The organism is Arenimonas donghaensis DSM 18148 = HO3-R19 (genome assembly GCF_000743535.1).
In the GTDB taxonomy this organism is placed as follows: domain Bacteria; phylum Pseudomonadota; class Gammaproteobacteria; order Xanthomonadales; family Xanthomonadaceae; genus Arenimonas; species Arenimonas donghaensis.
In genome coordinates this window covers 22,145-42,923 of the sequence record NZ_AVCJ01000013.1, presented here as the reverse complement: position 1 = coordinate 42,923, position 20,779 = coordinate 22,145, and the positions used below count along the sequence as shown (strand labels likewise).

19 protein-coding genes and 1 tRNA gene are annotated in these 20,779 nt (G+C 70.1%); 12 read left to right on the top strand and 8 right to left on the bottom strand.

Features of this window, described 5'->3' with window-relative positions:
* Nucleotides 1–57: 57 nt before the first annotated feature.
* Genes ccmA through metX form a run of 10 tightly spaced genes read left to right on the top strand, consistent with a single transcriptional unit; the run spans nucleotide 58 to nucleotide 7,797 of the window.
* Nucleotides 58–723, top strand: a complete 666-nt coding sequence (ccmA, locus tag N788_RS08100; protein ID WP_425476478.1) for a heme ABC exporter ATP-binding protein CcmA — start codon at nucleotides 58–60, stop codon at nucleotides 721–723.
* Nucleotides 720–1,406 carry a heme exporter protein CcmB gene (gene ccmB, locus N788_RS08095; protein ID WP_034223523.1) on the top strand — a complete coding sequence of 229 codons (687 nt, stop codon included), beginning with the start codon at nucleotides 720–722 and terminating at the stop codon, nucleotides 1,404–1,406. The genes ccmA and ccmB overlap by 4 nt, the downstream gene beginning before the upstream one ends.
* 10 nt (nucleotides 1,407–1,416) lie before the next feature.
* Nucleotides 1,417–2,166, top strand: a complete 750-nt coding sequence (locus tag N788_RS08090) for a heme ABC transporter permease (RefSeq protein ID WP_034223518.1) — start codon at nucleotides 1,417–1,419, stop codon at nucleotides 2,164–2,166.
* Nucleotides 2,163–2,321, top strand: coding sequence for a heme exporter protein CcmD (locus N788_RS14390; protein ID WP_084695965.1), 159 nt, complete (start codon nucleotides 2,163–2,165; stop codon nucleotides 2,319–2,321). The genes N788_RS08090 and N788_RS14390 overlap by 4 nt, the downstream gene beginning before the upstream one ends.
* A complete protein-coding gene (gene ccmE, locus N788_RS08085) occupies nucleotides 2,321–2,797 on the top strand; it encodes a cytochrome c maturation protein CcmE (RefSeq protein ID WP_034223572.1) in 477 nt (158 codons plus the stop codon). The genes N788_RS14390 and ccmE overlap by 1 nt, the downstream gene beginning before the upstream one ends.
* Nucleotides 2,798–4,735, top strand: a complete 1,938-nt coding sequence (locus tag N788_RS08080; protein ID WP_034223513.1) for a heme lyase CcmF/NrfE family subunit — start codon at nucleotides 2,798–2,800, stop codon at nucleotides 4,733–4,735.
* Nucleotides 4,732–5,265, top strand: a complete 534-nt coding sequence (locus N788_RS08075) for a DsbE family thiol:disulfide interchange protein (protein WP_084695964.1) — start codon at nucleotides 4,732–4,734, stop codon at nucleotides 5,263–5,265. The genes N788_RS08080 and N788_RS08075 overlap by 4 nt, the downstream gene beginning before the upstream one ends.
* Nucleotides 5,262–5,687, top strand: a complete 426-nt coding sequence (locus N788_RS08070) for a cytochrome c-type biogenesis protein (protein ID WP_034223508.1) — start codon at nucleotides 5,262–5,264, stop codon at nucleotides 5,685–5,687. Before N788_RS08075 ends, N788_RS08070 begins: the two co-directional genes overlap by 4 nt.
* 2 nt (nucleotides 5,688–5,689) lie before the next feature.
* Nucleotides 5,690–6,688 carry a tetratricopeptide repeat protein gene (locus tag N788_RS08065; RefSeq protein ID WP_034223504.1) on the top strand — a complete coding sequence of 333 codons (999 nt, stop codon included), beginning with the start codon at nucleotides 5,690–5,692 and terminating at the stop codon, nucleotides 6,686–6,688.
* Nucleotides 6,685–7,797: a homoserine O-acetyltransferase MetX gene (metX, locus tag N788_RS08060; protein ID WP_034223501.1), complete on the top strand. Its 1,113-nt coding sequence runs from the start codon at nucleotides 6,685–6,687 to the stop codon at nucleotides 7,795–7,797. The genes N788_RS08065 and metX overlap by 4 nt, the downstream gene beginning before the upstream one ends.
* Nucleotides 7,798–7,873: 76 nt before the next feature.
* On the opposite strand, the gene N788_RS08055 is transcribed toward metX, so the two are convergent.
* The 3 genes from N788_RS08055 to N788_RS08045 form a co-directional block, all read right to left on the bottom strand.
* A tRNA-Leu gene (locus N788_RS08055) sits at nucleotides 7,874–7,959 on the bottom strand.
* Between the two features lie 37 nt (nucleotides 7,960–7,996).
* A complete protein-coding gene (locus N788_RS08050) occupies nucleotides 7,997–8,575 on the bottom strand; it encodes a cysteine dioxygenase family protein (protein WP_034223499.1) in 579 nt (192 codons plus the stop codon).
* A gap of 51 nt (nucleotides 8,576–8,626) precedes the next feature.
* Nucleotides 8,627–9,088 (bottom strand): hypothetical protein, encoded by a 462-nt coding sequence (locus N788_RS08045; protein ID WP_034223497.1) that lies wholly within the window; start codon nucleotides 9,086–9,088, stop codon nucleotides 8,627–8,629.
* Between the two features lie 81 nt (nucleotides 9,089–9,169).
* Between N788_RS08045 and N788_RS08040 the strand changes: the two genes are divergently transcribed.
* A complete protein-coding gene (locus tag N788_RS08040) occupies nucleotides 9,170–10,483 on the top strand; it encodes a hypothetical protein (protein WP_034223496.1) in 1,314 nt (437 codons plus the stop codon).
* Here N788_RS08040 and N788_RS08035 read toward each other — a convergent pair whose 3' ends face one another.
* Together N788_RS08035 and N788_RS08030 are read right to left on the bottom strand one after the other, a co-directional pair.
* Nucleotides 10,484–11,143 carry a response regulator gene (locus N788_RS08035; protein WP_034223494.1) on the bottom strand — a complete coding sequence of 220 codons (660 nt, stop codon included), beginning with the start codon at nucleotides 11,141–11,143 and terminating at the stop codon, nucleotides 10,484–10,486.
* A gap of 88 nt (nucleotides 11,144–11,231) precedes the next feature.
* Entirely contained in the window at nucleotides 11,232–12,041 is an 810-nt protein-coding gene (locus tag N788_RS08030; RefSeq protein ID WP_034223491.1) for a 3-hydroxybutyrate dehydrogenase, read from the bottom strand.
* 110 nt (nucleotides 12,042–12,151) lie between these two features.
* Between N788_RS08030 and N788_RS08025 the strand changes: the two genes are divergently transcribed.
* Nucleotides 12,152–14,002, top strand: coding sequence for a 3-hydroxybutyrate oligomer hydrolase family protein (locus N788_RS08025; protein WP_152560432.1), 1,851 nt, complete (start codon nucleotides 12,152–12,154; stop codon nucleotides 14,000–14,002).
* A gap of 84 nt (nucleotides 14,003–14,086) precedes the next feature.
* On the opposite strand, the gene N788_RS08020 is transcribed toward N788_RS08025, so the two are convergent.
* The 3 genes from N788_RS08020 to N788_RS08010 are packed head-to-tail and all read right to left on the bottom strand — an operon-like array spanning nucleotide 14,087 to nucleotide 20,692.
* Entirely contained in the window at nucleotides 14,087–17,416 is a 3,330-nt protein-coding gene (locus tag N788_RS08020; RefSeq protein WP_034223489.1) for a hybrid sensor histidine kinase/response regulator, read from the bottom strand.
* Nucleotides 17,417–17,429: 13 nt separating this feature from the next.
* Complete coding sequence (locus N788_RS08015; protein WP_084695963.1) at nucleotides 17,430–18,488, bottom strand: extracellular catalytic domain type 2 short-chain-length polyhydroxyalkanoate depolymerase; 1,059 nt, start codon at nucleotides 18,486–18,488, stop codon at nucleotides 17,430–17,432.
* On the bottom strand, nucleotides 18,488–20,692 hold the full coding sequence (locus N788_RS08010) for a TonB-dependent receptor (RefSeq protein ID WP_034223486.1): 2,205 nt from the start codon (nucleotides 20,690–20,692) through the stop codon (nucleotides 18,488–18,490). The genes N788_RS08015 and N788_RS08010 overlap by 1 nt, the downstream gene beginning before the upstream one ends.
* Nucleotides 20,693–20,779 lie beyond the last annotated feature (87 nt).

Genomic DNA, 20,779 nt, shown 5'->3' with positions numbered 1-20,779 from the left:
TGCCCCTCCCGACGGGCTTGATCCGCATCATGGCGCGGCTCCGGGCTAGCCGGTAGCATGCCGCCCGCGATGATTCCTTCCCCGTCCGCCGACGTCCCGCTGCTGCAAGCCCGCGGGCTGTGTTTCGCGCGCAACGACGAACCCGTCTTCGGGCCGCTCGATTTCGCGCTCGTCCAGGGCGAGGCGCTGCTGGTCCTGGGCGGCAACGGCGCCGGCAAGACCACCCTGCTGCGCGTCCTGGCCGGCCTGCTCGCCGCGGACGCCGGCGACGTGCGGCTTCGCGGCCAGGTCGTCGACCGCGACCACCTGGCCCGCGGCAGCGCCTACCTGGGGCACCTGCCGGGGCACAAGGCGGAGCTGACGACGCTGGAGAACCTTGAATTCGCACGCGCCCTGGCCGGCGCGCCGGGCCAGCTGGACCTCGAACAGGCCCTCGCCGACGTCGGCCTGGCCGGTTATGAAGACACCCCGGCCCGTCGCCTTTCCGCCGGCCAGAACAAGCGCCTGGGCCTGGCCCGCCTGCGGCTGCAGTCGGCGCCGCTGTGGCTGCTCGACGAGCCTTACGCCAACCTCGACCTCGACGGCATCGCCCTGGTGAACCGGCTGATCCAGGCCCACCTCGCCGGCGGCGGCGCGGTCCTGCTCACCACCCACGGTGCTTATGCCGCGCCACCGGTGCCCGTGCGCACGCTGGAACTGCGTGCCGCCCGGAGGCCCGCATGAGCACCACGCCCTCGCTGCTGGCGGCGGCACGCGCACAGGCCCGCCGCGACCTGCGCCTGGTCTGGCGCCGACGCGGCGACGCCGCCCAACCGCTGCTGTTCGCGGTGATGGTGGTGGCCCTGTTCCCGATGGCGCTGGGTGCGGACCCGGTGCAGCTCGCGCGCATCGCGCCCGGCGTGCTGTGGGTGGCCGTGCTGCTGGCCGGCCTGCTTTCGCTCGATTCGCTTTACCGCGGCGACCTCGAGGACGGCAGCCTCGAACAGATGCTGCTGGCGCCGGTGCCGCTGGCCTGGCTGATCTTCGTACGGGTGCTGGTGCACTGGGTCACCACCGCCCTGCCCCTGGTGCTGCTGAGCCCGGTACTGGCCGAACTGCTGTACCTGCCCGGGGAACTCCTGCCGGTCTTGCTGGTCTCGCTTGCGTTGGGCACGCCGCTGCTGAGCCTGATGGGCGCGGTGGTGGCGGCGCTGACGGTCGGCATACGACGCTCTGGTATGCTTTTGGCCCTGCTGGCCCTGCCGCTTTTCCTGCCCGTGCTGGTGTTCGGGGCAGGCAGCGTGATGGCCGCCGCGCAGGGCCTGCCCTGGGCCGGCGCCCTGCTGCTGATGGCCGCCGGCCTGGTCCTCGCCCTCGTGCTCGCCCCGCTCGCCGCCGCCGCGGCGATCCGTATCGCCCTGACCTGAAGCCGCCAACGTGAATCCCGTCCTGCTCTGGTTCCACCAACTCGGATCCCCCCCGATCTTCGACCGCTTCGCCGCGCGCTGGACGCCCTGGGGTTTCGGACTGGGCCTGCTGGGCATGGCGGTCGGCCTTTACGGCGCGCTGCTGGTGGTCCCGGCCGACTACCAGCAGGGCGACAGTTTCCGCATCCTCTACATCCACGTGCCGGCGGCCTGGATGAGCCTGTTCGTCTACGGCCTGATGGCCGTCTACGCCGCGATCGCCCTGGTCTGGCGCATCAAGCTGGCCGAAATCCTGGCCATGGCCTGCGCGCCGGTCGGCGCCCTGTTCACCGCCGTCACCCTGGCCACCGGTTCGATCTGGGGCAAGCCGATGTGGGGCACCTGGTGGGACTGGGATCCGAGGCTGACCTCGGAGCTCGTGCTGCTGTTCATGTACCTGGGCGTCATCGGCCTGTATTCGGCCATCGAGGACCGGCGCGCCGCGGCGCGCGCGGCGAGCTTCCTCGCCATCGTCGGCGTGGCCCTGCTGCCGGTCATCCGGTATTCGGTGGAGTGGTGGAACTCCCTGCACCAGGGCGCGACCATCAAGCTGTTCGGTGAATCGACCATGGACGCTTCCATGGCCTGGCCGCTGTGGGTGATGGTCTTCGCCACCAAGTTCTGGTTCATCGGGTCGCTGTTGCAGCGGGCACGCGCCGACAACCTCGAGCGCGAGGCCGGCAAGGACTGGGCGCGCGCCAGCGTGGAGGCGGGCCGATGAGCTACCTCGAGTACGTCGTCGGCGCCTACGCCGTGTTCGCCGCCTACCTGGCCTGGGATTTCACCGCGCCACGCTGGCGCATCCATCGCATCCGCCGCGCCATCGGCCAGCGCGCCCGCCGCGAGGCCGCCCGCCAAGGAAACCAAGCACCATGATGCATCCCACCCGAAAGCGCCGGCTTTGGCTGGTCCTGGGCCTGGTCGCGGCCTCGGCGGTCGCCGCCAGCCTGGTCACCCTGGCCCTGCGCGAGAACATCACCTACCTGTACACGCCCAGCCAGGTCTACGCCGGCGAAGCCGCCGACCAGGCGGTGTTCCGCCTTGGCGGCATGGTCGCCAAGGACAGCCTGGTCCGCGAGGACGGCACCCTGAAGGTCAGCTTCGGCGTCACCGACGGCGACGCCGTGATGACCGCGCGCTTCGAGGGCATCCTGCCCGACCTGTTCCGCGAGAACCAGGCGGTCATCGCCACCGGCCGCCGCGTCGGCGATGAATTCCACGCCACCCAGGTGCTGGCCAAGCACGACGAGCAATACATGCCCCGCGAGGTCGCCGAAGCCATGGGCAAGGCCCACGAAAAGCACAAGGTCGACGACACCAGGACCGACGGCGCCGCACAGGGAGGCTACTGAGTGCTGCCCGAACTCGGCCTGGTCAGCCTCGCGCTGGCCCTGATGCTTTCGCTGGCACTGTCGGTGCTGCCGCTGCTGGGTGCCCATCGCGGCCACGCAGCCTGGATGGCCAGCGCCCGCCCCCTGGCCTATGCGCTGCTGGCGGCCGTGGCCGTGGCCTACGCGCTGCTGACCTGGGCGTTCCTGGTGCACGACTTTTCGGTGGCCTACGTCGCCCAGAATTCGAACTCGCTGCTGCCGCGCGAGTACCAGTTCACCGCCGTCTGGAGCGCGCACGAAGGTTCGCTGCTGCTGTGGCTGCTGTTCCTGGTCGGCTGGACCGCCCTGGTCGCCCTCTTTTCCAAAGCCCTGCCGGCGGCCGTGGTCGCCCGGGTGCTGGCGGTGATGGGCATGGTGGCCCTGGGCTTCCTGGCCTTCACCCTGTTCACATCCAACCCCTTCGAACGCTTGCTGCCGGCGGCCGTCGAGGGGCGGGACATGAACCCGCTGCTGCAGGACCCGGGCATGATCTTCCACCCGCCCCTGCTTTACATGGGCTACGTCGGCTTCGCCGTGGCTTTCGCCTTCGCGGTGGCGGCGCTGATCGACGGCAAGGTGGATGCGCAGTGGGTGCGCTGGAGCCGGCCCTGGACCAACGTGGCCTGGGCCTTCCTGACCCTGGGCATCGCCCTGGGCAGCTTCTGGGCCTATTACGAACTGGGCTGGGGCGGCTGGTGGTTCTGGGATCCGGTCGAGAACGCCAGCTTCATGCCCTGGCTGGTCGGCGCCGCGCTGCTGCACTCGCAGGCGGTCACCGAAAAGCGCGGAAGCTTCCGCGGCTGGACCCTGCTGCTGGCGATCGCCGCGTTTTCGCTGTCCCTGCTGGGCACCTTCCTGGTGCGCTCGGGCGTGCTCACGAGCGTGCACGCCTTCGCCTCGGACCCCGAGCGCGGCATGTTCATCCTCGCCTTCCTGGTGATCGTCATCGGCGGTTCGCTGCTGCTGTACGCGCTGCGCGCGCCGAAGCTGGAAACCGGCAAGCCCTTCGCCGCGTCCTCGCGCGAAACCTTCCTGCTGGCCAACAACCTGCTGCTGACGGCGGCGGCGGCGATGATCCTGCTCGGCACGCTCTACCCGCTGCTGGCCGAGGCCCTCGACCTGGGCAAGATCTCGGTGGGCCCGCCCTATTTCGGGCTGCTGTTCGTCCTGCTGATGGCGCCGCTGGTGGCCTTGGTGCCGTTCGGACCGTTGATGCGCTGGCAGCGCGAGGACCTCTCGCAGCCGCTGCGCTGGCTGGCGCCCTGGGCCGCACTGGCGCTGGTGGTCGGGCTGGTCGCCTTCTTCAGCTTTCCGCACGGCACCGTGAAGACGGCCTTTGGCCTGCTGGGCGCCACCTGGATCCTCGCCGGCACTGCCCGCTTCGCCTGGCAGCGGCTCAAGTCCACGTCCCGGGGCGCGCGCTTCACCGCCGAGATGGTGGGCATGCTGCTGGCGCACGCGGGCATCGGCGTTTTCGTGGCTGGCGTGTTCATCACCGAATCGACCAGCATCGAACGCGACGTCGCCGCGCTCCCGGGCCAGAGCTTCGAGTTGCGTGGTTTTGACTTCAGCTTCCGTGGCGTCGAAAAGCAGCAAGGTCCGAACTATGTCGCTGACCGCGGCACCGTCGTCGTGTCCCGGGACGGCAAGCAGATCGCGGTGATGCACCCGGAGAAGCGGGCCTACGCCGCGGGCGGCCAGGTGATGACCGAAGCCGCGCTCGACGGCGGCCTGAGCCGCGACCTCTACGTGGCCCTGGGCGAACCGGTCAACCAAACCGGTGGTTGGGCGCTGCGCCTGTACGTGAAACCCTGGATCCGGCTGATCTGGCTCGGTTCGCTGTTCATGGCGCTGGGCGGCTTCGTGGTCGTCTTCGACCGCCGCTTCCGCCGTCCACTCGCCGCGGGAGTCCCGGCATGATCAAGCGGCTGCTGCCCCTGCTGGCCTTTGTCGCGCTCGCACTGCTGCTGGGCGTCGGCGTGATGATGAACTCGGGCAAGGACACCAGCGCGATCCCCTCGCCGCTGGTGGGAAAGCCGGCGCCCGATTTCGCGCTGCCGGTGCTCGACGAACCCGGACGCATCGTCTCCCGCGCCGACCTGCTGGGCGAACCCTACCTGCTCAATGTCTGGGGCAGCTGGTGCCCGGCCTGCCGCGACGAACACCCGGTGATCACCGAACTGGCCAAGTCCGGCCGCATCCGCGTGATCGGCTACGACTACAAGGACGAGGCCGATGACGCCCGCCGCTGGCTGGCGCAGTTCGGCAACCCGTATGCCCTGGTCATCACCGACGTCGAAGGACGCGCGGCGCTGGACTGGGGCATCTACGGTGCGCCGGAATCGTTCCTGGTCGACGCCCAGGGCGTGATCCGCTGGAAATTCGTCGGTCCGCTGACCCCCGACGTCGTGCAGACGCAGCTGCTGCCGGCGCTGGAGTCCTTGCCATGAAGACCTGCCTGCTGTTCCTGCTGCTGGCGTTTTCCGCGCTGGCCGCCGCCTTCGAGCCCATCGAATTCCGCGATGCCGCCGAAGAAGCCCGCTTCCGCGAACTCTCCGCCGAGTTGCGCTGCGTGATGTGCCAGAACCAGTCCCTGGCCGACTCCAATGCACAAATCGCCCAGGACCTTCGCATGCAGGTTCTCGAATTGATGCGCGAAGGCAAGACCGACCGCGAGATCAAGGACTACCTGGTGGCGCGATACAGCGAATTCGTGCTCTACAACCCGCCGGTGCGACCCGCCACCTGGCTGCTCTGGTTCGGGCCGGGCCTGATCCTGGTCGGCGGCGCGATTGTGGTGGCGGTGGTGGTTCGCAGGCGCTCGGGCCAGGCCCCGGTGCAGCCGCCCGCCGAAGACGGGCAGGAATGGTGACCATGACCAGCTTCGTTCTTGCCTCCCTGGTGCTGCTGGCCCTGCTGCTGGCACTCGCGCTGCGGCCGCTGTGGCGCGGCGCGCGCCGAAGCGCCCTGGTCCTGGCGCTGGCCCTCGGCGTCGGAACCGCCGGACTGTACGCGATGCTGGGTTCGCCCGATGCGCTGGACCCGGCACAGGTGAAAGCCCCCGAGACCCTGGAAGAAGCCATCGCCCAGCTCGAACACCGCCTGGCCGAAGAGCCCGGCAGCGTCGAAGGCTGGGTGCTGCTCGGCCGCAGCCGTGCCGCCCAGGGCGATTGGGCCGGCGCCGCCGAGGCCCTGGGCAAGGCCCAGGCGCTGCTGCCGGAAGAGCCCGACCTGATGGTCGAGCTGGCCGATGCCCGCATGCGCGCCGCGCCCGGCGGACGCTTCCCGGCCGACGCCGTCGCCCTGCTGCAGCGAGCCGTCGCGCTTCGCCCCGACCACCAGCGCGCCCTGTTCTATCTCGGCGCCCAGCAATTGCAGTCGGGCCAGGCTGCGCAAGCCGCCGAGACCTGGGGCCGGCTGTTGCCGCTGGTCGATCAAGCCACCGCGGCTGCGCTGCGACCGCAGCTGGACACGGCGCGCGAACAGGCCGGCCTGCCGCCGCTGGAGGTCGAACCGGCCCTCGCCAGTGGCCCGACCCTGGCGATCACGGTCGATCTGGCGCCGCAGCTCGCCGGGAAGGTCGCGCCCGGCGACACGCTGTATGTCTTCGCCCGCACGCTTGAAGGCGGCCTGCCGGTGGCGGTGAAGCGACTGCCGGTCGCGGATTTCCCGCTGACCGTCACCCTGTCCGACGCCGATGGCCTGATGCCGGCCCAGAAGCTCTCGGCGCAGGCGCGGGTGCGCCTGATGGCGCGGATCTCGCGCTCGGGCGATGCCGGGGCCGCGCCTGGCGACCTCGAGGCCGAAGGCCTGGAGCTCGACGTCGCCGATGGCGGCGAGGCAACGCTGGTGATTGCTAAAGTGCTGCAATGAGCGAATCGATCCCGCCGGCCACCCAATTCATCGCGCTGCCCAGTCCCTTCCCGTTCAAGCGCGGCGGCGCCATCAGCGACGCCGTGCTGGCCTATGAAACCTGGGGCACGCTTTCCCCGGCACGCGACAACGCCATCCTCATCCTGCCCGGCCTGTCGCCCAACGCCCATGCAGCGGCCAACGCAGGCAACGGCGAGCCGGGCTGGTGGGAGGCCATGCTCGGGCCCGGCAAGCCCATCGACACCCATCGCTGGTTCGTGGTCTGCATCAACCCGCTGGGCAGCTGCAAGGGCAGCACCGGCGCGGCCTCGGTCAACCCGGCCAGCGGCCAGCCCTACCGGCTCGACTTCCCTGACCTGTCGATCGAGGACGGCGCCCGCGCGGCGCAGCACCTGGTGCAGGGGCTGGGCATCGGGCAGCTGGCCTGCGTCATCGGCAACTCCATGGGCGGCATGAGCGCGCTCGCCTTGCTGCTGCAGTTCCCCGGCATCGCGCGTTCGCACATCAATGTGTCGGGAAGCGCCCGCGCCCTGCCCTTCTCGATCGCCATCCGCTCGCTGCAGCGCGAGGCGATCCGCCTGGACCCGAACTGGAACCAGGGCCATTACGACGAACACGCCTATCCGGAAAACGGCATGCGCATCGCGCGCAAGCTGGGCGTGGTCACCTATCGCTCGGCCATGGAATGGGACGGCCGGTTCGGCCGCGTTCGCCTGGACAGTGAGTGCCGCGAAGACGACCCGTTCGGCCTGGAGTTCGAGGTCGAACGCTACCTCGAGGGCCATGCCCGCCGCTTCGTGCGCACCTTCGATCCGAACTGCTACCTGTACCTGAGCCGTTCGATGGACTGGTTCGACGCCGCCGAATACGGCGGCGGCGACGTCATGAAGGCGCTGGCATCGATCAAGCTCGAGCGTGCGATGGCCATCGGCGTCCACACCGACATCCTGTTCCCGCTGCAGCAGCAGGAACAGGTCGCCGACGGCCTGCGCGCCGGCGGTGCCGATTCGGAGTTCGTCGCGCTCGAGTCCCCGCAGGGCCACGATGCCTTCCTGGTCGACATCGAGCGTTTCGGGCCCGCGATCGGCGGGTTCCTGGGCAAACTCTAGAAAAGAAAAAAGGCGTGGATGGCTCCACGCCTTCGGTCTTGTCGGCGCCGGACCTTGCCGGGTCCGCGCCTGCTTTTGGTACCGGTGATAGGACTCGAACCTACACGCCATCGCTGGCAAGGGATTTTGAGTCCCCCGCGTCTACCATTCCGCCACACCGGCACGTGGGCGGCGCGATTATAGCCCAGGCCGGGCCCGCCTACGCCGCTTCGTCCAGGCCCAGCTGGCGGGCCGCCTTGCGATACCAGCCGTCGGCTTCTGGCTGGAACATCGAACAGCAGGTCAGCGCCTGCTTGTAGATGTGCAGGGAGATCGACACCGCGTCGGCGCTGGGATTGCGGATGGCGTGGTATTCGTGCGGCGGGATCAGGCTGCCGGCCGAGCCGACGCCGGCCAGGTGGGTGGCCACCGGCTCGAAGCGCACGCGGTCGCCGTCCTGTTCGCGCAGTTCGAACTGGGTGATCTCGAGCTGTCCCTGCCAGACGCCTTCCACGCACCAGACCCCGGAATGATCGTGCACGGGCGTGCCCTGGCCCGGGCCCCAGGTCATGGCGACGACGCTGTAGCCGGACTTCTCGCAGCGATAGAGCTCGCGGCGCGCGTAGTGGTCGGCGACCGGCTCGAGCACGCAAGGCGGCATCTGCACCGCCCGGGTCCGGATCAGTTCGGCCAGGCCGTTGCGGATGCAGTCGGTGGTCTCGTGCTGGCAATCGCTGGACACCGCGCGATCGATCATCGCGAACAGCTCCTGGCAACCGGGGAAATCGAGGGCCTGCATGGGCGGCACCTTGGTGTGTGGGACGTGAAGGGAGTTTAACAGTGCGCCCGCTCAAGGTCCGGCCGGGCGCGGCCAGGGCCACCAGCCACGCCCGGTCCGGGCATAACGATCGGCCGCCTGCTCGAAGCGGTTGCGGTGGCTGATGCCGCCACAGGCCAGGTACAGCGGCAGGAACAGCGGTCCCAGCACCATCGCCTGGTAGACGTGGGCCCGCTCGTGGTCGCCCAGGCGCACGCGCGGCCTGTCCAGGCCGGCGGCCACGGCGGCGTAGGTGCGCACCCTGGCGTCGAGCGTCTCGCCCGTGTGCAGGACCACGTTGCCAAGCGCCAGGGCACCGCCGGGGCCCCAGGGAAAGCGGTTGAAGACCAGGGCACCGTCGGAGCCGTGCAGGCGGGCGCCAAACGGCAATGCGGCCAAACCCGCCACGAGACCGGCCAGGCTCATCGGGCTGGCCCATGCCGCGCCGGCCAGCGCCACCAGGAAACGGCCGCAGGTTCTGAGCAAGGCTGGCATGGCCGTGAGCCTAGCACTGTCAGCTTGCCGCCCCCGGAAGCGTCTGACAGGCTGAGCCACCCCCGTCGCCCGAATCGACCCATGACCGAAAAATCCGCGCACCCGGCCCCCGTCAATCACCTGTCCGGCCGCACCACGCCGACCTGGGAGATTGAACTGCTGCTCTCAGGCGCGACGGTCTTCGCCCTGGTGCAGTTCGCCGGTGCCCTGCCCGAATGGGGCGGCTACCTGCTGCCCCGGCTGGGTCCGCTTTGGCAGCAGGTGCTGGGGCTGGGCCTGGTTTATTTCCAATGCGGGGTCATCCTGCTTTGCGTGGCGTTCGTACTGCACCTTTTCATGCGCGCCTACTGGGTCGCGCTGGTGGGGATGGACTCGGTTTATCCCGGTGGGCTCAAGCCAGACCGCCTCCGTGGTGGCCCCGTGGGACGCGACCTGCTGCTGAGCCGCTGGGTGCCGATGCCGGAGCAGATCGAAGCGGCCGACAACCGGGCCTCGGTGGTCTTCGGCATGGGCATTGGCCTGGCGCGGATGATGGTCACCATCACCTTCGTGGGATCGGCCCTGCTGCTGGTGTCGCTGGGACTGGCCGCGCTCGCCGGCCAGGCTGACCAGGCCAGTACCTGGGTCATGTACGTGTTCTCGCTGTCGCTGTTTCCCTACCTGCTGGTGCTGATGGCCGACCGCTACCTGGGTCACCGGCTGTCCCCGGGTGGCTGGCCCTACCGGGCGATCCGGGGCGTGCTCGCCGCCTTCTCGCGCTTCGGACTGGGCCGCGAATCCGCGCCGCTGGTGACCCTATACACCACCAACGTTGGCGAAGACCGCGGAAACTGGATCGTCGGCGGCATCGTCACCTTCGCCACCGTGGCGAGCATCGCCAGCATGAACGTCCTGGACGACGACCTGGGCTGGGGACATTACGACGCCTTTCCCACCCTGGAATCGTCGGGCGAACAATCGGTACGCCATGACCGCTACGCCAGCCTGCACGAAGTCGGCGAGTCGCCGCAGGGTCCCTACGTGCCCGACATGGTGGCCCGCGGCAGCTACCTGCCGCTGGTGGTGCCGTTCGTGCCTTCGGTGCATGGCCACCTGCTGGAAAACTGCACGGAGCGGCAGGCTGCGGACGCCGACGCGGCGGCGCGCGAGGCGCAGCGCGAAGCACGCCGGGACTGCTTGTCCGCCGGTCTTGCGGTAAGCCTCGACGGCGAGCCGCTTGACCTGCGCGCCGAGCTTTATTCCGACGCCCGTCGCGACCTGCGGGGCTTGCTCTACATGGTCCCGCTTTCCGGGCAGCGCCGCGGCCGCCACGAGCTGAACATCGTACTCACGCCGCAAACGCCGCCGAAAAAGGGCGAATTGCCGCCGACCTGGCGCATCCCCTACTGGTACTGATCAGGCCTCGCGGGCCGGGTCGGACAGCGACAGACTGCCCAGCAACACGCCGGCCTGGGTGCGGTTGCGCACGCCGAGCTTTTCGAAGATGGCGCTCATGTGGGCCTTGACCGTGCGCTCCTGGATGCCCAGCTCGTCGGCGATCTGCTTGTTCAGCCGGCCCTCGGCGACGCGAGTGAGGACCTTGAACTGCTGCGGGCTCAGCGTCGCCAGGCGCGCGGCCGTCTCGCGGTCGCCGGGTTCGGAGGGCGCGCTGGCCACGGCCTCGCGCAGGGACGGCGGCAGCCATTGTTCGCAGGCCAGCACCGCGCGCAGGCCAGCCTGCAGTTCGCCCAGGTCGGCGCGTTTGGTCAGGTAGCCGGCGGCGCCGTAGGCCAGCGCGCGCCGGATGGTGGCCGGGTCTTCGTGCGCCGAAATCATCGCCACCGCGACGCCCGGGTATTCGGCACGCAGCGACGCCAGGCCGACCAGTCCGTGGCTGCCGGGCATGTGCAGGTCCAGCAGGACCAGGTCGATGTCCGGATGCGCGGCCAGCGCCGCCTGCACGCCGGGCAGGTCTTCGGCCTCGGTGATGTCCGCTTCCGGCAGCACGCCGCGCACCGCCTGGGTCAGCGCCAGGCGGTAGAGCGGGTGGTCGTCGGCGATCAGCAGGCGGGTCACGGGCGAAAGTCTATCCCGGCGTTCGCTGTGGGAGGGACTTCAGTCCCGAAGCTCTTCGGGGCTGAAGTCCCTCCCAAAGGAAGCGTGGCTACTGGGACGACCAGCCGCCGTCGACCGGGATCGCGGTGCCGGTGATGTTGTGGGCTTCCTGGCGGCACAGGAACAGCACGGTCGCGGCGATGTCGGCCGGCAGCGACATGCGGCCGCTGGGCTGTTTTTCGGCCAGCAGAGCCCGGATGCCGGCGTCGCGGTCACCGCCGTTGGCTTGTGCGCGCGCCGCGATCTGCGGCTCGATCAGGGGCGTTTCCACCCAGCCGGGGCAAACGCAGTTGATGGTGACGCCGCCGCTGTCGCGGCTGCCCGCACCCGCCGTTTCGAGCGCCGCGACCTTGCTCAGCCCGACCAGGCCGAACTTGCTGGCCACGTAGGGCGACTTGTTCACCGACGCCACCAGCCCGTGCACCGACGCGATGTTGACCACGCGCCCGAAGCCACGCCCGACCATGCCCGGCAATGCCAGGCGCATGGTGTGGAAGGCCGCGCTGAGGTTGATGGCGATCAGCTTGTCCCAGGTGGCGGCGGGCATTTCGCCGATCGGCGCGGTGTGCTGCACGCCGGCGCAGTTGACGACGATGTCGGCCGGGCCCCAGTCGTCGAGCGCACGCATCATCGCTTCCACGGCGTCGGCGTTGGCCAGGTCGGCGGCCAGGAACGTCGCCTTCGGCGCGCCGGCGCTGCAGACCGAGGCGACGGCGGCTTCGACCTGTTCGTGGCTGCCCAGGCCGTTGACCGCCACGCTGGCACCGGCGCTTCCCAGCGCCTGGGCGATGGCCAGCCCGATGCCGGAGGTGGAGCCGGTGACCAGGGCCGTGCGGCCCTCGAGGAAACGTTCGCCCATGTGCAATTCCTGGCAGTTGAAAGCCTGTCGCCAGACTAGCAGCGACCCCGCGACCCCGCGTCGTACCAAGGTACGATGCCGGCCGACACGCCCATTGCTAAGGTCTGGCCATGAACATGCACCGATTGTCGCGCCCCCTGCCGATCGCCGCGCTCGCGCTGGCCCTGTCCGCCTGTGCCGGTGTCGGTGGCGGCGTCGGCCCGGGGGCACTGGACCTCGAGGCCGGCATCGCGCTGCACACCCATCGCGGCGACGACGACCTGCTGACCGCGGGACTGGGCGCCCAAGGCCTGCGAAGCGCCACGCCACCCGGCTTTGCCGACCCGGCCGCGCCGACCGCGCAGGAGCTGCGCCGGCGCGCCGTCTGGACCAACTGGCGCGGCATCGCCGACCTGGCGCCGGGCGGTGGCTACGGTGAATTTTATGGCTCGCTGGCGCCGGTCACCGGCCGCGAGTACCACGCCCTGGCCACCCTGCCGGGCCGTCGCCAGCCGCACCGGGTGATGGTGCAACTGCCCGACGACTTCGACACCGATGCGCGCTGCATCGTCGTCACGGCCTCGTCCGGTTCGCGCGGCATCTACGGCGCCATCGCCCTCGCCGGCGCCTGGGGTCTGCCCCGGGGCTGCGCGGTGGCCTACACCGACAAGGGCGCGGGCACCGGCTACGTCGACACCGGCGACGGCCGCGGCTTCGCGCTGGACGGCCGGCTGGCCGGTCCGGGCGAGGCGGTGGAATTCGAGGTCGCGCCGCGGGACACCGTCGATGGCGTCGCGCCGATCGCGGTCAAGCACGCGCACTCGGGTGACAATCCCGAGGCCGACTGGGGCCGTCACGTCGGGCAGGCGACGCGTTTTGCCTTCCAGGTGCTGGCGCTCGCGCATCCCGACGACGGCCCCTGGACCCACGCCAATACCCGCGTGATCGCGGTCGGCGTCTCCAACGGCGGCGGCGCGGTGCTGCGCGCGGCCGAACTGCCCGGCACCGGCATCGATGCGGTGGTGGCGATCTCGCCCAACGTGCTGCCCGGCAACGGCGGGCGCGCGCTTTACGACTATTCGACCGATGCGGCGCTGTGGATGTCCTGCGCGCTCAATGCCGGCGCCTTCGACGACAACGTGCTGGCCCGTCCGCAGGGCCAGCCTTCGGCGGCCGGCCTGGCGCGCTGCACGATGCTCCAGGCCCGCGGCCTGCTCGATGCCGGCGATGCCGCCGCCCAGGCCGAACAGGCACGCCAGCACCTGCTCGACGGCGGCTGGACCGACGCCGGCATCGCCGCCGGCGTGATCAGCAGCAACTTCGACCTGTGGCGCGCGGTGAATGCCACCTACGCTTCGGCCTATGCACGCACCGGCCCGGCCGACATGCCTTGTGGTTTTTCCTTCGCCGCGCTCGGCGCCGATGGCCAGCTGCGCGCGCCGACGCCGGCCGAGCGCGCCGCGTGGTGGTCCGATGCCAGCGGCATCCCGCCCGGCGCCGGCGTCGCCCTGGTGGGCGGCATGGACACCACTGCGGATCCGGCCCTGGGCGGCAACCAGTGCCTGCGTGCGCTGTGGACCGAACCCGGCAGCGCCGTGCGTGCCGGCGTCGAGGCAACGCGCGCGGGCGTGCCGCGCCTGGGCTTGCCGATCATCGTCGTGCATGGCGCCGACGACGGCTTGGTGCCCGAACCCTTCAGCGGCGGCGCCTACGCGCGCTGGGCCAAAGCCGGGGGCGCCGACCTGCGCTACTGGCGCGTACAGAACGCGCAGCACTTCGACGCCTTCCTCGGTCTGCCGGTGCTGGGCAAACGCTACGTGCCGATGATGCCCTACGGCTACCGTGCCCTCGACGCCGCCTGGCAGCACCTCGCGGCCGGGGTGGCGCTGCCGGCGGATGCCGACATCGCGACCACGCCGCGTTCGTTCGAGGACGGGAAGCTGGCGCCGCTCGCCAGGGAAAACCTGGGCGCGATGCCCTAGCCCCGCGCCCTGTAGGAGCGCCTTCAGGCGCGAATCCTTCGGCCTTGCCCTTGGCAAAGATGGGATTCGCGCCTGAAGGCGCTCCTACACGTTCTGCAAGAGGCGGGACATCACCGACTTCAACGCCAGCGGCTTGAGCGGCTTGTGCAGCAGCACGCAGCCGGCCGCGGCAATGGCGTCGCGCACGTCCGGGCCGTGGTCGGCGGTGATGATCACGCAGGGACGCGCGGGCATGACGCTGGCCAGCCGATCGCGCAGCATCAGGCCGGTCTGGCCGCCATCGAGATGGAAGTCGAGCAACAGCAAGTCGGGTGGGCCGTGCTCCGCCGCGAGCGCGACCGCGTCGTCGCCATCGCGCGCCGCCATCACGTCGCAGCCCCAGCCGCCCAGCAAGGCCTGCATGCCGCGCAGCACGTCCGGGTCGTTGTCCACCACCAGCACGCGGCTGCGCGGCGGCTCCGGCGTCGGCTCCGGCGCTGCCGTCGTGTCGGCCGGTGCCGGCGCCGCCCGCGGCACCTGGATCGAGAACACGGTGCCATGGCCGGGCCAGGAGCGCAGTTTCAGCGGCAGTCCGAGCAGGCGTGCCACGCGTTCGGCGATCGCCAGCCCGATGCCCAGCCCCTGCCCGCCTTTGTCCAGGCGCCGGAATTCCTCGAAGATGACCGCCTGGTCCGCTTCGGCGATGCCCGGGCCGGTATCCCAGACTTCGATGACCAGGGATTCGCCGCGCCGCCGGCAGCCCAGCACGATGCGGCCGCGCGCCGTGTAGCGCACCGCGTTGCCCAGGAAGTTCTGCAGCACCCGGCGCAACAGCTGGGGGTCGGTGAAGACCCAGGCGCTCGAAGGCACGCGGTCCAGCGCCAGCCCCTTCTGCGCCGCCAGCACGCCGAACTCGGCGGCCAGGTGCTGCAGCAGTTCGTCGACGCGGAAAACCTCGGGTTTGGGCTCCATGCCGCCGGCATCAAGCCGCGAGATGTCCAGGAGGCCCGACAGCAGGCCCTCGGCGGACACCAGGGCGCCATCGATGTTGGCCAGGGCCTCCTCGTGCTCGGTGGCCGCCAGGCGCGGCGCCAGGGCGTGCACGAACAGGTGCGCCGCGTTCAGCGGCTGGGCCAGGTCGTGGCTGACCGCCGCCAGGAAACGCGACTTGCCGCGATTGGCGCGCTCGGCCTCGGCCTTGGCGCCGGCAAGCTGCGCGGTGCGTTCGGCCACGCGTTGTTCGAGCGTCTCGGCGACCGACTTGAGCTCGGCTTCGCTGCGGCGGAAGTCGGTGACGTCGGTGAACGTGGCCACGAACCCACCGCCGGGCATGGGGTTGCCGCGGATCTCGACGACGATGCCGCCGAAGTGCCTTTCGGCGACGTAGGGCGTGCCCGCGCGCATGTGGCGCAGGCGCTTGGCGACCTCCCGTTCCGGCGGGCCATCGCCGGCCAGGCCGCGGTCGACGTTGTGCGCGACCAGTTCCGCGACCGGCACGCCGACCTGGAGCAGTTCCGGCGGGTAGTCGAAGAGCTCGGCGTAACGCCGGTTCCACGCCACCAGGCGCAGTTCGGCGTCCACCACCGAGATGCCCTGGCTCATGTTTTCCAGCGCGGCCTCGAGCACGCGCTGGTTGAAACGCAGCGCCTGCGAGGCTTCGCCCACGATGGTGGCGACGGTATCGAGATCGGTTCCCTGGGCACGGCGCGCGGCATCGAGCAGCAGCCGGGCCGAAGCCGCGCCGAGCACCGCCGCCAGTTCGCGCTCGATGCGTTGCTGCAACTGGGACGGCACCGCCTGCCCGGCCGCGGCCCCGGCCAGCACCGCGTCGACCCGGTCCACCGGCAGGAACCGCACCGCCACTTCGCGCAGCGCCTCGCGCGACAGCGCACCGCCGCGGTCCGGCGTGGCCACGTCCAGGCGCGAAGCCAGCATCCAGGGAACCAGCGCGCCGGCCGCGAGGCTGAGCAGGGTCGCGCGGCCGATCCGGCTCCACTCGCCCAGTCCGAACATGCCCTCGGGGGCCAGCCAGGCCCAGCCAAAGGGTCCCTGCCGCAGCCACGGCGCGGACTCGCCGCCGGCTTCGGCGAAGGCCGGCACCAGCAGCACCCAGCTCCAGATCGCCACCGCCACCACCAGGCCGGCGAGCACCGCCCGGGCCGGCGTCTGCGGGCGCCAGACGGCGAACGCCACCGCCGGCGCCAGGGTCGCCAGCGCCGAAAACGACAGCGCGCCGATGTCGGCCAACGCATCCGAGCCGGCGATCAGGCGACTGTAAACCCAGGCCAGCAGCACGACCGCCAGGATGCCCACGCGACGCTGGTTGAGCACGGCCCCGCGCAGGTCGGCCCCTTCGCCCGCCCCGCCCGACCAGGGTCCGCGCACCAGCAGCGGCGCCAGCCAGTGGTTGCCGATCATCACGCTCAATGCCAGCGTCGCCAGGATGACCATGCCGGTGGCGGCGCTGAGCCCCCCCAGGAAGGCCAGCAACGCGAGTGCCTCGTGGCCTTCGGCCAGCGGCAGTGCCAGCACGTACAGGTCCGAGGGCACGCCCATGGGAGCCAGCAGCGCATCGCCGGCGCGCGCCAGGGGCAGGATCGGCAGCGCGATGACCAGCATGTACAGCGGGAACAGCCAGCGGGCGGTCCGCAGTTCGCGTTCCTGGCGACACTCGACGATGCCGACGTGGAACTGGTGCGGCAGCGTGAACATGGCCAGCGCGCCCAGCAACACCAGCGCCGGGAAGCCGCTGGCGCCGTCGGCGGGCGGCGGCGGCAGGTCGACGTCCGGCAGGTCCAGGCCAAACACCACGAAGACGCCCAGGGCGAGCATCGCGCCCAGCTTGAGCAGTGATTCCACCGCCATCGCCAGCACCAGGCCGCGGTTGTGTTCGGCGGCCGACACCCGCCGGGTGCCGAACAGCATCGCGAACAGGCCCATCGCCAGCGCCACGTAAAGCGCGCTGTCCTGCCACGGCGGCGGCGCCAGTTCGGAGGCCCGGGTGAGCAGGCCGTAGCTCATCGCCACCGCCTTGAGCTGCAGAGCGATGTAGGGAACGATGCCCATCACCGCCACGAAGGTGACCACGGCCGCCAGCCAGGAGTTGCGGCCCAGGCGCGTGGCGATCAGGTCGGCCAGCGACGTGGAATTGTGCTCGCGGGCCAGTCGCAGCAGCTTGAGCAGGAAGCCAAAGCCCAGCACGTAAAGCAGGATGGTGCCCAGGAAGGTCGGCGGGATCGCCCAGCCCGAACGCTGGGCCTGGGTGACCGTGCCGTAGAAGGTCCAGGACGTGCAGTACACCGCCAGCGACAGGCTGTAGACCACCGGCCACTGTTTCGCCAGCAGGCCGGGACGGCGCTCGGCCAGCAGCGCCGTGCCGAACAACAGCCCCAGCCACAGCAGGCCGGCGCCGATGACCAGGACGTCGGTCAGCACGACCGCGTCCGGTTCACGGCATGGGCGCGCCCAGCGCCGTCAACGCGGCGCCAAGCCAGCGCAGCTGGGCGCCGTCGCGGGTGTCGTAGTTTTCGCCCGTATATCCCCACCAGTCCCAGCATGCCTTTGGATTGAGCGGCAGGTAGCTTGATCGAACCTGAGGATACAGCACGGCCACGCGGTGCACGTCGGCCCAGCGGTTGAAGCCGGCGTCGCGCACGAAGACCTCGCCGATCTTGTCGGCGTTTTGCTGGCAGCCATGGAAAGCGACCATCACCCCGCAGGTTTCGCCGGCTGCGCAGGCCTTGGGCAGGTAGAGGTAGCCGACGCCGGCCAGCATCGGATCCACGCCCGCGGGTGCGAACGGCGCCTGGTCGAAACGCCGCAGTTCGCCGTCGGCCGCGGGACGGGCCGGGGTTGGCGGCTCGCCGAACAGGTGGGCCATGATCTCCCCGGCCGCGTCGAAGCCGCAGTTACCCAGCCACGGCTCGCCGCCCACCGCGCAGTCGACGCCGCGGTCCAGGGTGGGCAGCAGGTGCGGGAACCCGCGCGTGGTGTCGGCCACGATCCGGATGCCGCCAACCTCCCCGGACAGTGCTTCATAGACGCCGGCCACCGACCCGGCCAGCGCCGGCGCGACCGTGGCATCGTCGCGTCCGTGCAGGACATAAACCGTGTCGCCACGCAGGCCCGCGAGCGGGGCCAGCACGCCGGCTTCGGCCCGCGCCCGCACGGCCCCGGCGAGGCGGTCGGGATCAGGCAGGTAGGGCCGCGCCTGCATGCACGGGCCCAGGGCGGTTTCCAGCGAGCCGCCGGCGCAGCCATAGGGCGTGCCGGCCACCATGGCGGCGCCGCGCAGGCGGTCAGACCAGGCGAAGTGGGCCTGGGTCGCCATGATCGCACCGGACGAAACACCCGCCACGGCCACCCGCGCAGGGTCCACCGCGATCGCCGGCAAGGGCGGCGGCGGTTCGGCGCTGCAGGCAGCCAGCGCCAGCAGCGCAACCGTCGGAATAAAAACACGGGCCGCTTGCGCGGCCCGTTGGGAAAGTTCCCGGGGAAAGCTTGTCATCAGAACTCGTAACGCGCCGACAGGCTGAACTGGCGCGGCGGGCCGTAGAAGCCGGTAAGCACGCCCAGCGCCGCGTTGATGTTGTAGCCGGTGGTCCGGTATTCCTTGTCCGTCAGGTTCGTGCCCTGGAGCGAGAAGGACCACGGACCGCCGGTGTTCCAGATCACGCCGGCATTGACCAGGCCGTACCCGTCCTGGGTGATCGGCACGGCACCGGAACGGATGATTTCGGTGGTCGCGACCACGTCATCCTGGTAGCTGTAGCCGACTCGCGCGGAGATATCGCCGCCATTGGCCAGGTCGCTGCGGTACTCGATGTTTATGGCACCCGAGAACTCCGGCGCGTTGGTGAACTCCTGCTCGTCGGCGATGTTCAGGCCGGTGTAGATGAACTCGTCGTACTTCGCGTCCAGGAACGCCATGTTGCCGCTGATCAGCCAGTTGCGGGTCGGCAGCCACTGGTACTCGACCTCGACGCCATTGACCGTGCCGGAGCCGGCGTTGGTGAAGTCGCCGAAGAAGGCATCGTTGGTGCCGTCGTTGTTGCTGTCGTAGCTGGTGAACACCGACAGCTGGATGTCTTCGTACTTGTTGTGGAAGGCCGAGAGGTTCAGGAACAGGCGCTGGTCGAGGAAGGCCATCTTGGCGCCGACCTCGTAGCTGTCCACGACCTCGTCATCGAAGGGCTCAGCCGAACGGGGCACCGCGGTGGCCTGGGCCCGGATGTTGTAACCGCCGGACTTGAAGCCGCGGGTCGCCAGGCCGTAGACGAGGATGTCGTCGGTGGCCTGGTAGCCCAGCGAGATCTTGGGCGAGAGGTTGCTGAAGTTGATGGTCTTGTCGAAGTCCGCGACCACCGTCGTCGGCCTGGTGTAGGTGCCGTCGCTGTAGCCGCGGTTGAACACGTCGGCGCGCTTGTCCTCGTCGGTCCAGCGCGCACCCAGGTCCAGGTGCAGGCGGTCGCTGATGTCGAAGGTCCAGTCGCCGTAGATCGCCACGGACTCGGTGTAGACCGTGCCCTGGGTGTCGCCGAAGAGGAGTCCGAAGAAGTTGTTCAGGACCTGGCCACCGGCCTCGCCGTCGAACAGGTACAGGCCCATGACGCCGCGGGCACGGCCACCGGCATCGTAGTTGAGCTGCAGTTCGTGGCTCACCTGCTCGTCGCTGTAGAAGGCCTTGACGTCGGCGATGGGCGCCTGGGTCAGGTCGAAATCGATATTGGTTTCGGTGTCCGATTCACGCTTGGCGGTGACGAACTTGAAGCCCCAGTCGTCGTTGATCCGCCAGTTGGCGGTGGCCGAAATGCCCTGCATGGAGGTGTCGTTGATATTTGGCATGCCATTGCGCACGTCGTAGCGGTCGGCCATCGGCGGCGCGGTCGGCACGAAGCGGTTGGGCGCCAACATCTGCGCGCCACGCACGCCCGACTGGTCGTCGAGCCAGTCGAAGGCGAACTGCAGGTTGAAGTCCTCGGTGACGTAGGCGCCGAGCTGGCCACGCAGGGCCAACACTTCCTTGTCGCTGACGTCCTGGCCCGTGACGATGTTCTTGCCGTAGCCGTCGCGGCTCAGGCTGGCGACCGACAGGCGGCCGCGCAGGGCGTCATTGCCGCCGAAGGAACCACCGATGGCGGCCTTCACGTCCATCTGGTTGAAGCTGCCGACCGTGACCGCGACGGTGCCTTCGGTTTCAGTCGGGAGGCCACGGGAGATGTACTTGATGGCACCGCCGATGGTGTTCTTGCCATAGAGCGTGCCCTGCGGGCCACGCAATACTTCCACGCGGTCGACGTCGAACACATCGAGCAGGGCGCCCTGCGGGCGGGCGATGTAGACGTCGTCGAGGTAGATGCCCACGCCCGGGTCGACGCCCCAGAGCGGATCGGACTGGCCGACGCCGCGGATGTACGCGGTGACCGTGCTGCTGGAGCCACGCGCGGCGTAGATCGTCAGGTTCGGGACCTGGGCATCAAGGTCACCGATGTCGCGGATATTGAGCTTGTCGATCGTCTCGGGGGTGAAGGCGGTCACGGCCACGGGCACTTCCTGCAGGGTCTCCTCGCGCTTGCGCGCGGTGACCTGGATGGCGTCGAGGGTCACGGCCTCGTCGCTGGCCGGCGCCGGCGTGGTCTCCTGGGCCTGCGCTTGCAGCGCCGCCAGGGACAATGTGAGGCCGATGGCCAGGCTCAGTTGCTTGCGCTTCATGGTTTCCCCTTCGAACGACTTGGCGAACGGCCGGACGGCCGGATGCCCCGCAGACTACGACCGGGCCGGCCGGGCGACACCTGTACC

Bases quoted from the DNA above. Each gene is read 5' to 3' on its own strand.
- ccmA (WP_425476478.1), top strand. From the start codon at position 58: ATGCCGCCCGCGATGATTCCTTCCCCGTCCGCCGACGTCCCGCTGCTG.
- ccmB (WP_034223523.1), top strand. From the start codon at position 720: ATGAGCACCACGCCCTCGCTGCTGGCGGCGGCACGCGCACAGGCCCGC.
- N788_RS14390 (WP_084695965.1), top strand. From the start codon at position 2,163: ATGAGCTACCTCGAGTACGTCGTCGGCGCCTACGCCGTGTTCGCCGCC.
- ccmE (WP_034223572.1), top strand. From the start codon at position 2,321: ATGCATCCCACCCGAAAGCGCCGGCTTTGGCTGGTCCTGGGCCTGGTC.
- N788_RS08075 (WP_084695964.1), top strand. From the start codon at position 4,732: ATGATCAAGCGGCTGCTGCCCCTGCTGGCCTTTGTCGCGCTCGCACTG.
- N788_RS08070 (WP_034223508.1), top strand. From the start codon at position 5,262: ATGAAGACCTGCCTGCTGTTCCTGCTGCTGGCGTTTTCCGCGCTGGCC.
- N788_RS08065 (WP_034223504.1), top strand. From the start codon at position 5,690: ATGACCAGCTTCGTTCTTGCCTCCCTGGTGCTGCTGGCCCTGCTGCTG.
- metX (WP_034223501.1), top strand. From the start codon at position 6,685: ATGAGCGAATCGATCCCGCCGGCCACCCAATTCATCGCGCTGCCCAGT.
- N788_RS08050 (WP_034223499.1), bottom strand. From the start codon at position 8,575: ATGCAGGCCCTCGATTTCCCCGGTTGCCAGGAGCTGTTCGCGATGATC.
- N788_RS08045 (WP_034223497.1), bottom strand. From the start codon at position 9,088: ATGCCAGCCTTGCTCAGAACCTGCGGCCGTTTCCTGGTGGCGCTGGCC.
- N788_RS08040 (WP_034223496.1), top strand. From the start codon at position 9,170: ATGACCGAAAAATCCGCGCACCCGGCCCCCGTCAATCACCTGTCCGGC.
- N788_RS08030 (WP_034223491.1), bottom strand. From the start codon at position 12,041: ATGGGCGAACGTTTCCTCGAGGGCCGCACGGCCCTGGTCACCGGCTCC.
- N788_RS08025 (WP_152560432.1), top strand. From the start codon at position 12,152: ATGAACATGCACCGATTGTCGCGCCCCCTGCCGATCGCCGCGCTCGCG.
- N788_RS08015 (WP_084695963.1), bottom strand. From the start codon at position 18,488: ATGACAAGCTTTCCCCGGGAACTTTCCCAACGGGCCGCGCAAGCGGCC.
- N788_RS08010 (WP_034223486.1), bottom strand. From the start codon at position 20,692: ATGAAGCGCAAGCAACTGAGCCTGGCCATCGGCCTCACATTGTCCCTG.